General features: G+C 50.4%; 11 protein-coding genes. 5 read left to right on the plus strand and 6 right to left on the minus strand.

The window, feature by feature from the left end:
- The first annotated feature begins 57 nt into the window (after nt 1-57).
- From NBZ79_RS19760 to NBZ79_RS11075, 5 genes are all read left to right on the plus strand, one after another.
- Nucleotides 58-189 carry a DUF1289 domain-containing protein gene (locus NBZ79_RS19760; protein ID WP_476749708.1) on the plus strand — a complete coding sequence of 44 codons (132 nt, stop codon included), beginning with the start codon at nt 58-60 and terminating at the stop codon, nt 187-189.
- A gap of 162 nt (nt 190-351) precedes the next feature.
- Nucleotides 352-771, plus strand: coding sequence for a cell wall hydrolase (locus NBZ79_RS11060; RefSeq protein ID WP_251932490.1), 420 nt, complete (start codon nt 352-354; stop codon nt 769-771).
- Nucleotides 772-1,095: 324 nt separating this feature from the next.
- Nucleotides 1,096-1,632 carry a PadR family transcriptional regulator gene (locus tag NBZ79_RS11065; protein WP_251932491.1) on the plus strand — a complete coding sequence of 179 codons (537 nt, stop codon included), beginning with the start codon at nt 1,096-1,098 and terminating at the stop codon, nt 1,630-1,632.
- A 40-nt stretch (nt 1,633-1,672) separates the two neighbouring features.
- Nucleotides 1,673-2,803, plus strand: a complete 1,131-nt coding sequence (locus NBZ79_RS11070; RefSeq protein ID WP_251932492.1) for an efflux RND transporter periplasmic adaptor subunit — start codon at nt 1,673-1,675, stop codon at nt 2,801-2,803.
- On the plus strand, nt 2,800-5,973 hold the full coding sequence (locus NBZ79_RS11075; protein WP_251932493.1) for an efflux RND transporter permease subunit: 3,174 nt from the start codon (nt 2,800-2,802) through the stop codon (nt 5,971-5,973). The genes NBZ79_RS11070 and NBZ79_RS11075 overlap by 4 nt, the downstream gene beginning before the upstream one ends.
- Before the next feature lie 39 nt (nt 5,974-6,012).
- Here NBZ79_RS11075 and NBZ79_RS11080 read toward each other — a convergent pair whose 3' ends face one another.
- The 6 genes from NBZ79_RS11080 to NBZ79_RS11105 all read right to left on the minus strand — a co-directional run bounded on the left by NBZ79_RS11080 (nt 6,013) and on the right by NBZ79_RS11105 (nt 12,267).
- Complete coding sequence (locus NBZ79_RS11080) at nt 6,013-6,840, minus strand: CDP-alcohol phosphatidyltransferase family protein (protein WP_251932494.1); 828 nt, start codon at nt 6,838-6,840, stop codon at nt 6,013-6,015.
- Nucleotides 6,841-7,539 (minus strand): phosphatidylserine decarboxylase, encoded by a 699-nt coding sequence (locus NBZ79_RS11085; RefSeq protein WP_251932495.1) that lies wholly within the window; start codon nt 7,537-7,539, stop codon nt 6,841-6,843.
- A gap of 98 nt (nt 7,540-7,637) precedes the next feature.
- A complete protein-coding gene (locus NBZ79_RS11090; protein ID WP_251932496.1) occupies nt 7,638-9,470 on the minus strand; it encodes an ABCB family ABC transporter ATP-binding protein/permease in 1,833 nt (610 codons plus the stop codon).
- Between the two features lie 147 nt (nt 9,471-9,617).
- Nucleotides 9,618-10,763 (minus strand): Ig-like domain-containing protein, encoded by a 1,146-nt coding sequence (locus NBZ79_RS11095; RefSeq protein ID WP_251932497.1) that lies wholly within the window; start codon nt 10,761-10,763, stop codon nt 9,618-9,620.
- A gap of 86 nt (nt 10,764-10,849) precedes the next feature.
- On the minus strand, nt 10,850-11,767 hold the full coding sequence (locus NBZ79_RS11100) for a c-type cytochrome (protein WP_251932498.1): 918 nt from the start codon (nt 11,765-11,767) through the stop codon (nt 10,850-10,852).
- Between the two features lie 26 nt (nt 11,768-11,793).
- Nucleotides 11,794-12,267 (minus strand): c-type cytochrome, encoded by a 474-nt coding sequence (locus NBZ79_RS11105; protein ID WP_251932499.1) that lies wholly within the window; start codon nt 12,265-12,267, stop codon nt 11,794-11,796.
- Nucleotides 12,268-12,276 lie beyond the last annotated feature (9 nt).

The raw sequence follows: 12,276 nt of genomic DNA on the forward strand, positions 1-12,276 counted from the left end.
CAAATAAGAAAAATCCCTGACTTACCCTCCCCTTGCACAGGCGTCTGTACAATGGATATGGATAACAAATACTGCAAAGGCTGTTTCCGCACGCGTCTTGAGATCGGAGGATGGGCAACATTAAGCAATGAAGAGAAGCTTGATATTGTCAAAAATCTCCGGATACGCCGAGCTCAATCCAAAACTTAAGAAATTTTGCCTTATTTTTGCCTATTTCAAACCGCTTAATACCGCACTCTCCTGATATGCTGGACACGGCACCTTCAGAAAGCTTGGCGGATGTATTTAAAAACTTTAAGCGTTGTAACAGGGACATTTCTGACAGTGTTATTTGCTGTCATGAGTCATTTCATGCCGGCTGCAACCACATTGACAACGACAGCAACACTCGCTGATCCGCAAATTAAATGCCTGGCCCAAGCGGTCTATTTCGAGGCCCGCGGCGAACCGTTTAGCGGGCAGATCGCCGTTGCCCAGGTTGTGCATAACCGTGTTGCAACTCGGGACAAGTCCTATTGTGACGTTGTTTTCGAAGGAAGCCATCGACGAAATGCCTGTCAGTTTTCCTTTGCCTGCGATGGGAAATCCGATGTCGCAACGGAGGTTTTAGCGTGGAACCAATCCGTCTCCATCGCCAATATTGTCCGCACGGGTAATCTAAGGGATATTTCCGGCATGGCCACCCATTATCATGCGAATTATGTCTCGCCGAAATGGTCTAAAAAGCTTGTCAAAACGGCGACAATTGGGAATCATATATTTTACCGGTAGCCCTGTTCATGGGAAAAAGCGGCCAAATTATGGCAATTCAATTTGTAACGATCGTTCTAAAACATTTCAAATTCAATTGAGCAAAATTCCCAAAAACCGTTATTTTCTAAATAGATACGATATTTCTTAATAATTTGTTCAGTATAATTTCCATGCCGTGTCACTAAAGCGTGACCAGTATCACATACAGGTGATGATGGTTCCCTCACTATTTAAGTCAGTAAAGTATAACAGTTCGATATATTACATTTTGTAATATGTACGATTGGGTGATATATACTTTCTCCTGTATAAATGATTTCGTCTGAGAATTGAGCTGGTTTAATGGATATTAGAACATTGTGCCTTGGTGTCCTGACAATGGGCGACGCCACGGGTTATGAAATCAAGAAGATTTTCGAAGATCGCCTTGATTTGATCTTTCATGCCAGTTACGGCTCTATTTATCCGGCCCTCAACAGACTAACGGACGAAGGTCTTGTATCCTGCGAGGAATTTGTTCAGGAGAAAAGACCTGACAAGAAAATCTACTCGATTACAGCGAAAGGCCGGTACAGTTTTCTGGAAGAGATCATGAAAAAACCGGCACCGGATCGTTTTCGATCCGAATATCTGGCAACCATCATGTTTTCACATCTCCTGCCGGCGGGAACAATCGCTGAATTGATTGACCAACGTATTGTTGAGAGAACCGAGAAAATCAAGGACATGACCGCACAATGCCCCGGTTCACCTGAAAATGCGGAGCAGTTTATGTGCGGCTACGGCCAGGCTGTTTATCAGGCTGAAATCGATTACTTGAATGAATATAGACATTTGCTCGAAGCGGATGCCCTGATGGGCCGCCGGGCTGCAGAATGATTACCAAGTTGGACACCCTACAAAATAAAGAGGTACAGTTGTGAACCGCTCTATAATTATTGCCATAATTATCGCCATAGCAGTCGTTGCCTGGATTGCCTCAGGTCAAATGGATAATTTCAATGGCTCGACGGGAAATGATGCTGCCGCGGCAACCGAGAAAGACGGGGTCAGCGCCCTTGCCTCTTCCGATGCTGAAAAGCCGAAGGAAAAGCGGAAATTGGCGGGGGTTCGCATCCAAACCTTTACCGCCCAACCTCGCCAACAGGAAGTTATTGTGCATGGCAAGACCGAAGCCTCGCGCGTTGTTCAGTTGAAAGCAGAGATCTCCGGCCGGGTTAAGAAGGTTCATGTTGATGATGGGGACCGCGTCAAGGCGGGAGATCCAATTGTCAGCTTTGACGTGAAGGATAACAAGGCCAAGCTCCAGGAAGCCGAAGCCCTCGTCCGCCAACGCCAGATCGAATATAAAGCGGCGAAAGCCCTGAATAAAAAAGGGTTCAGTTCCAACACGACCCTGGCAAGCGCAAAAGCACTCCTCGATAGTGCCAAAGCACAGGCAACCGGTATGCGTATCCGGCTTGACGATCTTGTGGTAACAGCCCCGTTCGACGGATATATCGAGCATCGGACGGCAGAAGTCGGGGATTTCTTTAAAGATGGCGCAGAAATCACGACGATCGTCGATGGCAACCCTCTATTGGTAACAGGACAGATTTCTGAACTTCAGGTCAACAACATCGAAGTTGGCGGCAAGGGAACAGCGAAACTGGTCACCGGAGAAGAGGTTTCCGGCGAAATCACCTTCATCAGCAATATGGCCGAAGCCGCAACACGGACATTTAAAATTGAGCTGGAAGTGCCTAATGAGGATAACAAACTCCGTAATGGTGTCACTGCAGAAATAAATATCAAGACCAAATCGGTGGACGCACATTTTATCTCCCCGGCCCTGCTGACATTGGATGATACCGGTGTTCTGGGATTACGCGCGGTTGGAGAGGGTGACATCGTCGCTTTCTACCCGGTAAAAATTCTTGCTGATACGCCCGAGGGCGTTTGGATCGCCGGCTTGCCGGAAACCGTCAATTTGATTGTCGTCGGTCAGGATTTCGTCCGCGAGGGCGATCAGGTGAAACCAGATTTTTATACGGCTGAGGCTTCCCAATGAACGCAATTATTGATGCGGCGATTGAACGATCAAGAACGGTAATTTCCGCGCTGGTTCTCATTTTGGTGGCCGGAATCTATGCTTATGTTGATATCGCCAAGGAAGCTGATCCTGATATCAATATTCCGATCATCTATGTATCGATGACCCATGAGGGTATTTCCCCCGAAGACGGTGAACGCCTCCTCATCCGGCCCATGGAGCAGGAATTGCGGACCATTGAGGGCGTCAAGGAAATGCGCTCCAATGCGGGCGAAGGACATGCCTCGGTCACCCTTGAATTCGACGCGGGGTTTGACTCAGAAAAAGCCCTGGAAGATGTGCGCGAAAAGGTGGATGTCGCCAAGACTGAACTGCCCCAGGAAACTGACGATCCGGTCGTCAATGAAGTCAATGTTGGACTGTTTCCCGTTCTCATTGTGACCCTGTCCGGTGATGTTCCCTTGCGGTCCCTGATCCGGCTGGCGCAGGACCTTCAGGACGAGATTGAAGGGCTTCCGGGCGTTCTCGAAGCCAATATCGGCGGCGACCGCGAAGAAGTGCTGGAGGTGATTGTTGATCCGGTCAAGCTGGAAAGCTACCAGATTTCCAACACGGATTTGGCCAATGCGGTTGAACTCAACAATAAACTTGTTGCCGCGGGTTCCATGGATACGGGTAAAGGGCGGTTTTCCATTAAGGTCCCTGGCCTGTTCAAGACCGCCTCAGACGTCCTTGATATCCCGATCAAGGTGTTTAATGAAGGTGTCGTGACGCTGCGTGATGTAACGGATATTCGCCGAACCTTTAAGGATGCGGACAGTTACGCACGCCTGAACGGTCAGCAAGCCGTCGCGCTGGAAGTGAAAAAACGGCTCGGTGAGAATATTATCGGAACCATTGAGGATGTGCAAGCCCTGGTACTGGCAGAGAAAGCCCATTGGCCTGCCGGTGTAGAGGTTACCTTCAGTCAGGACAAATCGGAAGATATCCGATCCATGTTGAATGACCTGCAGAATAACATCATCAGTGCCATCATCCTCGTGATGATCGTCGTTATCAGTGCCCTGGGGGTTCGCACGGCTGGCCTGGTTGGTCTTTCCATACCGGGGTCCTTCCTGATCGGCATCCTGTATATGTACCTGTTCGGACTGACCATCAATATTGTTGTTCTGTTTGGATTGATCCTGGCCGTTGGAATGTTGGTTGATGGCGCCATCGTGGTGACCGAATTTGCCGACCGGAAAATGGCGGAAGGTATCCACAAGAAAGATGCCTATGCCCTTGCGGCGAAACGGATGGCCTGGCCTATCATCGCCTCCACAGCGACAACATTGGCTGTCTTCATGCCGCTGCTGTTCTGGCCCGGCGTTGTCGGGGAGTTCATGAAATTCCTGCCCATCACCCTGATTACAACGCTAACTGGTTCTTTGTTGATGGCCTTGATTTTTGTGCCGACACTCGGATCCGTTTTCGGTCGTGCTGGCTCAACCAATTCGAAAACACTTGCAGCGCTGGCGGCGGCAGAATCTGGTGATATCAGAGAGATTGGCGGGTTTACCGGACGCTATGTCAGGTTGTTGTCTGTCTGTCTTCGGCATCCGGCAAAAATCATGGTTGTTGGCGTGGTTACCCTGGTTGGGGTTCAATATTATTACTCTAATCACGGAAACGGCGTTGAGTTCTTTCCCGAAGTAGAGCCGGAATTGGCGCTTCTTTATGTCCATGCCCGCGGCAATATGTCGACAGATGAAAAAGATGTGTTGGTTGCCGAAGTTGAAAAGGAAGTTCTTAAGCTGGGCGATTTCTCGTCGATTTACACCCGAACCGGTGGCCCCGGTGAAGGCCAGGATATTGCCGAGGATGTGATTGGCACCATCCAGATGGAATTCAAGGACTGGCAGGATCGCCGGCCGGCGAAAGTGGTCTTTGAGGATATCCGCGACAGAACCGCGCATTTAACCGGGATAACTGTGGAAACACGCGAACCGGATACGGGTCCGCCAACCGGGAAAGATGTCCAGATTCAGTTATCTTCACGTAACCCGGATCTCTTGCCCGCTGAAATCGCTAAAATTCGTAATCACCTTGAAACCAACGTCAAGGACCTTCTCGACCTGGAAGATAGCCGGGCCATTCCCGGCATTGAATGGGAAGTGAAGGTTGATCGGGCGCAAGCGGGTCGGTTTGGTGCCGATATCCTGACCGTCGGTAAAACCATTCAACTTGTCACCAATGGTATCAAGGTCGGCGAGTATCGCCCCGATGACGCCGATGAAGAACTGGATATCCGGGTTCGGTATCCGGATGACAAACGCAGCATCGACCAGTTGGACAGCCTCCGTGTATCCACAGCCAATGGCATGGTTCCCTTGTCAAACTTCGTCACCCGGGAAGCCAAGCAAAAAGTCGGTACGATAAACCGTGTCGATGCCCGCCGGGTCATGACCGTCAAGGCAAATGTCGGCGGTGATGTTCTGGTGGATACAAAGGTTCAGGAAATACAGGACTGGATTGTAAATGAAGCTAATATTCACCCGGAAGTCAGCTATGTCTTCAAAGGTGAAGATGAAGAACAGAAAAAAGCCATGGCCTTCCTGGTGAAAGCTTTCGCCGTTGCCCTGTTTGTTATGGCAATCATTCTGGTCACCCAGTTCAACAGCTTCTATCATGCGTTCCTGATCCTGACGGCGGTCATCATGTCAACCATTGGCGTGTTCGTTGGCCTGATTATTACCGGACAGCCCTTTGGCATCGTCATGACGGGCGTTGGGGTGATATCCCTCGCCGGAATTGTTGTGAATAACAATATCGTTCTTATTGATACCTATGCCCATCTTCGAAAACAGGGCATGGAAGCAATGGAAGCGATTTTGCGGACCGGCGCGCAACGTCTACGTCCCGTTCTGTTGACGACAATCACGACGATTTTCGGGTTGCTGCCAATGACGCTGCAAATCAATATTGATTTCGTCACGCGCGAGATTGTCACCGGAGCCCCCTCCTCGCAATGGTGGGTTCAGCTATCCACGGCAGTTGCCTTTGGCCTGACCTTCGCGACGATCCTCACGTTGGTGATGACGCCGTCCCTGTTGATGGTTGGTGCCAATGTCAGCAGCTTCTTTGATCGGCGGAGGGCGCGCAAAGCCGAACGGAAACTGATGAAAAATCATCCGGCTCCGGCAGAGTAACAAGCGAAGTCGAGCGCGGGTTCAGATCCCGCGCTCGATTTACTTTTCTGTTTTTTTGGATTTGTCTCCATTCGCTGCGGTTTCTTCCGCGGCTTTTTCAACATCAGCTTTTTGCGCTTCCTGCCGTTCCAATCGATGGTGACTAATCACGGCAAAGGGTATAGTCGCCAGATAAGCAAGGGCAATAAGCGACAAAAGCTGCCAGGGATAGCTGGCCATCATCGCCGCCATCCCCCCCACAAGGATCAGCATCGGCATAATGAAGCGTCGGGAAATTTTAATGCGCTTGATCGAATAAGTCGGGATCCGGCTGGCCATTAAAAAGGCCATGAACAACAACCAGGCGGCATTGAGAATGTCCGACCTGAAAAAATCGCTGTCGGTGAAAAAACTCATGACCATAAACAGCAGGGAAATCGACGCGCCCGCCGGCGCCGCAATCCCCGTAAAATATCCGGCTGCCCATACAGGTTGATCCTCATCCAGCATTGAGTTAAACCGCGCCAGACGCAATCCGCAGGAAACCGTGTAAATCAAGGCAATAATCCAGCCGATGCCGCCCATACCGGCATCCAGTGTCCATAAAAACAGGACCAGTGCCGGAGCGACACCAAAGCTTACAAAATCAGAGAGAGAATCCAATTCGGCGCCAAACCGTGACGTCCCTTTGAGCAATCGGGCCATCCGCCCATCAAGGCCGTCGAGAACCCCTGCTGCCAAAATGGCGATAACAGCCAATTCCCATTTTTCGTTCAAGGCAAAGCGGACGGATGTCAAACCGGCGCAAAGCGCAAGTGTCGTCAGCATGTTGGGAATGAGAGAGTTTAACGGCAAAGCCCGAAACCTGTTACGCCGATTAAATGGCATTTATCGGACCTCCACCGGCATTGGACCGGAATTTTCGGCGTTGAGGTCGGCAATTATGGTTTCACCTCCAACCATATTTTGGCCCAGACCAACCAGGGGCTCGACCCCTTCAGGCAGATAGATATCCGTCCGGCTTCCAAAGCGGATCAATCCAAACCGCTCGCCCGTTCGGACCTGTTGTCCGTCCGTCAGGTAGCAAACGATGCGCCGGGCGACCAATCCAGCGATCTGAACAAATACAACATCCTTGCCATCATCTGTCCGCAGATGAACCGCATGGCGCTCATTTTCTTCCGACGCCTTGTCCAGGGCGGCATTGAGAAACTTACCCGGGCGATATACCTGACGGACAATAGATCCGCCCATGGGGATACGATTTACATGCACGTTGAACACATTCAAGAATACACTGACCCGCAACAGGGCATCGGAGCCCATGCCCAGCTCTTCCGGTGGGACGGCCCGTTCAATCAACTGGACAACACCGTCAGCCGGGCTGACAATCAATCCCTCCCGGGTCGGCACATTCCGGTCCGGATCACGAAAAAAGTAAACACACCAGAGCGTTAGCACGACCCCAATCCAGCCCAAAAAGGACCAGGTAAAGAGAAAAAGGGCCAGGGTCACTGCTGCAAAAATAGCAATAAACCGATGCCCTTCCGGATTAATCGGTACCAAAACAGACTTCAACGTATCCATATTTTTTTCTTTCGGCTCACTAAGTTCCATATATCCCTAGCCCTATAGCGCAGGTACTCGAGAAATAGAACAAAAAGATGTCAGAAAGAGTGTAGCCTTTAATCCATGACCTGCTCAAGCTTCTCTTGATAGCTTGCAGCTTCTTGTTGGCGGGCCCACATGCCGGCATATTGTCCGTCAAGCTCGAGAAGCTCGTGATGACGCCCTCTTTCGACAATATGTCCACCATCCAGAACGATAATCTCATCGGCATCGACAACCGTGGAAAGCCGGTGCGCAATAACCAGGGTTGTATGATCTTTCGAGACTTCCGCCAGACTGGCCTGGATTTCCTTTTCCGTATGGGAATCAAGGGCCGAGGTTGCTTCATCAAACAGCAATATGCGCGGGCGCTTCAATATTGTGCGGGCAATGGCTACCCGCTGTTTTTCACCGCCCGAAAGCTTCAGGCCCCGTTCACCGACCATGGTGTCATAGCCCTCCGGCAGCTTTTCGAGGAAATGATCTATACTGGCAAGCCGCGCCGCCTCTTCCACTTCCTCGCGGCTGGCACCGGGACGTCCATATTCAATATTATATCGAATGGTATCGTTGAACAGTACAGTATCCTGCGGGACAATGCCGATGGCAGCCCGTAGCGATTCCTGGGTGGTTTCGTCTATGCGGTTCCCATCAATGGTGACATACCCTTCATCCACATCATAGAACCGAAACAGAATACGCGAAATGGTCGACTTTCCGGCGCCGGAAGGACCGACAATGGCAATCTTCTTCCCCGGTTCAACCTTGAACGACACATCATGAAGGATTTGGCGATTGGCATCATAGCCAAAATTCACATTGTGAAACTCAACCTCTCCAGCTCCTTCGACCAGCGGCCGGGCGTCTGCCTTGTCGTCAATTTCCCGGGAAACCAATAACAGTTCAAACATCTTCTCCATGTCCACAAGGCTCTGCTTGATTTCCCGATAGACAAATCCCAGAAAATTAAGCGGCTGGATGAGAAGCATTAAAAACGCCTGTATAGCGACAAAATCACCAACGGTATATTGCCCGCCAACAACCCCGCGCGCCGAAAGGATCAAGACTGCAACCATACCAATACTGATGATAAGCCCCTGACCGATATTCAAATAAGCCAAAGTCGTGTTGCTTCTGACAGCCGCCGTCTCATATCCGGCAAGGGCCTTGTCAAAGCGATGCGCTTCATGCTCTTCATTGCCGAAATATTTCACCGTTTCGAAGTTGAGTAAGCTGTCGATGGCTTTGGTATTCGCCTCGCTATCCTTTTCATTCATGGTGCGGCGAAATTTCAACCGCCATTCGGTCACAGCCAGCGTGAAATAGATATAGCCGACGAGGGTTGAAAACGTGATAAGAGAGATCAGCCAGCCATATTCGACCAGTAATATCCCGCAGATAAAGACGATTTTCAAAAGCGTCGGAATGATGTTGAACAGCATAAAACGAAGCAGGAAATCAATCCCCTTCGTTCCCCGCTCAATAGCACGGCTGAGGCCACCGGTCTGCCGATCCATATGGAACCTGAGGGACAATTTATGAAGATGCCGGAAAGTGGATAGCCCGACCTGGCGAATGGCGTTCTGGCCGACCTTCGCGAAAACCGCATCTCGCAACTCTGCAAATGCCTGCGTCAGCACCCGGGCGGCACCATAGGCGACAATCAGGCCAAGCGGCATAACAATAACCGGATTAACATCCCCCGTCATGTCATCAACAATAAACTTGAGAAGATAAGGCGAATAAACCGACGCAACTTCGGCCAGGACCAAAAGAATGACAGCAATAATCACCCTGATTTTCAGATCTGTCCGATCGGAAATCCATAAATAGGTGCCAAGTGTCCGGATCGTCCCAAAATGACTACGTTTTGCGTCATGGGAATGGCTGTCGAATTTGGTATCGCTCATACAAGTTCCATAGAAATTTAACGGCCAAATAAAATACGATAATTTCGGCGTTTCTCTTAGCGATATCTTCGGCCGATGCACAAAGTGTGATGTTTACCACACCTCACTCGCCCGAAGACCTGCGCTTGGAACCAAGAAAGTGAAGGATTAATCTTTGCTCGGCAGTTTGAATATCTGACCTGGAAAAATAAGATGCGGATTGCGAATCTGATCCTGATTGGCCTGATAGATAACCGTATACTCCGTCCCTTCCCCATACACCCGGCGGGCGATCCGCCACAGACTGTTTCCGGGCTGAACAATGGCACTCAATTTACCATTTTCCTGCGCCAGGATAACGTCACTCGCCGGAGCGCGCTGGAAGGGGAGTTCAACACGTGAGACAACAGTTCCTGTTGGGTCAAGCTGATCGATCCGTAGTTTGTAGGTGCCTGCCGGTACCGGGTGATCGGGACGCATTGACCAGTTTCCATCCGCATCAACAACGGCGGAACCGACAGCACGATTATTTACATAGACCTGTATGGTATTGCCGGGCTTGCCTTTTCCGGAAAGCTCCAGATTGCCTGCATCTCCATAATTAACAGCGCCAAGCGACAATCCCTTGGCTTCAGAAAGATCTCCGACCGGGGCCGGCACCTGGAGCAGCTTTACCTGCCCATCTGTTTCGGCATTTCCTTCTTTCGGTGCCAACATCGCAATTGCCGGGGCGCGTTCCGTCAAAGGTTTCGTACAATCGGGCACATTCATAACCACCAATTTTCCGGATTCCAGCTCCCTACCATCAGGGTTTTTCGCAATTAGATTAACGGTTTGCGAGCCCGAAGGTAAAGGTTTAGTTGAAGAGAAAACCCATTCGCCGCGCGCCGATGTCTTGACCTCCCCTGTATCATTCCCGCCAACAACAATTGTTACCATGGAATTGGGGACGCCCCGGCCGGCAATCAGAATTTCACAGTTTTGATCGACCCTGACCACATCAAAACTCGGGCGGGCAGCCGCCATCTTCTGTGCGGCTTCATCCTCGGACGTATCCAGTTTCTTATCAACAATCTGCGCCGTGGATGTCGATCCAGTCGCGGAGGCCTTCTTGTCCGCTGGCTTTGTATCCGTGGTCGTGTCGTTAGAACGATCCGGTGCGGTAGTATCAGCTTGCGGAGATTCAGAGGAAATAGCGCTTTGCTTGGGCACGCCCCCTTCTTCATCGGACGAAAAGAGATTGCCTCCCTTGATGTAGAGAAATACGCCTGCCACGATGAGCAGTAAAACTGCCAGGATACCAAATACGCGCACCAGAGCCTCGCTATCAAAACTAAATGTGGCGCCATTATGTACTGCCCGGACGCTTCACGCAACGCCTAGGGTCAGAACCTATAAATTTAGGAGGCAGAAGCGCGTTTCACCACATTATTTATGGGTTTGATAGATTTCAGATAATCGGCAATAGCGGCGAGATCCTCATCCGTTAGTTTCGAAAGACTATGATCGATGACTTCCGCCATGCTCCCCTGGACGTCATCATAATCTGGCTTCAACCCGGTTTTCATAAAACTGACAATATCGCCTTTCGACCAGTCCCCAATTCCTGTTTCAGGGTCCGGGGTAATGTTTGGAACAAACTCCCCTTCACCGCCGTTCGGTGTCCCGGCCATATAAAGCGAGTTATCAACACCCCCAAACATATTTCTGGGTGTATGGCATTCTCCGCAATGGGTCAAAGCATCGACCAGATATCCGCCGCGCGCCACTTCGACAGAGGCGCCTTCCGGGGCAACATAGGGTCCCTCTTTAAAGAACAGCAATCGCCAGCCCCATTGCAGCCACCGCCAGGAGAAGGGAGACGAGACTTCGTGGGGCTTATCCTCCTGAACTATTTTAGGAAGACTATCGAGGTAAGCCTTTATAGCCAAACCATCTTCATCCGTAATCTTTGTATAACTGGTATAGGGAAATACGGGAAAATAAGGGTGACCTGACGGGCTAATACCCTGCTTCAGGGCATCCAGAAACTGCTCGTCAGTCCAACCGCCAATCCCGGTTTCATCATCTGCTGTAATATTTGGACTGTAGAATATCCCAAAAGGGGTTTTTAGCGGCCTGCCACCTGCAAACGGCTGGCTGCCTTCTACTGGCAGGGTGTGACAGCCATAGCATCCCCCTGCTGCCGTAAGATATTCACCGCGCGCCGTGGTCTCATCCGCCGTGGCGGCTGGAAGCTGTAGCATTCCCATGAATGCTACAGCTAGCGCCGCGCCGAAAATCCTTGCAACTGAGTTTATGGAATATTCGGCGCTCATCACTCTTTGTCCGTTATCTGTCCGTTCTATTGTTTTGGCTTGCGGAACGGTTTATGACAACCGCCACAGGTTGCACCTGTTGCCTTGAGGGCAGCACCGATTTTTGCCTGATCTCCCGACTGTACAGCAACGACCAATTGCAAACTTGCAGCCTGCAAATCTTCGATTGCCTTGGCGAATTTATCCTTGTTTGCTTCATCCCAGATATCCGGTTTTGAACGAGATTTTTCAACGCCTGAACCGGCAGGGAACCATTTGCCCATATTCGCCGAAAGTTGTGCGACTGCTTTGGCATTTTGGTTTAAAGCATCGGAATAAGCTACTTCACCCTTTGCTACTTTTCCAATAGCACCCATATTCATTCCAAGTTTTTTCATTTCGGCAATCCGGTAATCGGCTTCCGCATTTCCCGTTGTTTCAGAATGTGCACTTGCCACACCCAAGATAATACCACTTCCCAGAATAACACCGAAAACGGTCTTCGTAAGTCTATTGCTCATTTGTAGAAC

Source organism: Sneathiella marina, from assembly GCF_023746535.1.
Taxonomy (GTDB): Bacteria; Pseudomonadota; Alphaproteobacteria; order Sneathiellales; family Sneathiellaceae; genus Sneathiella; species Sneathiella marina.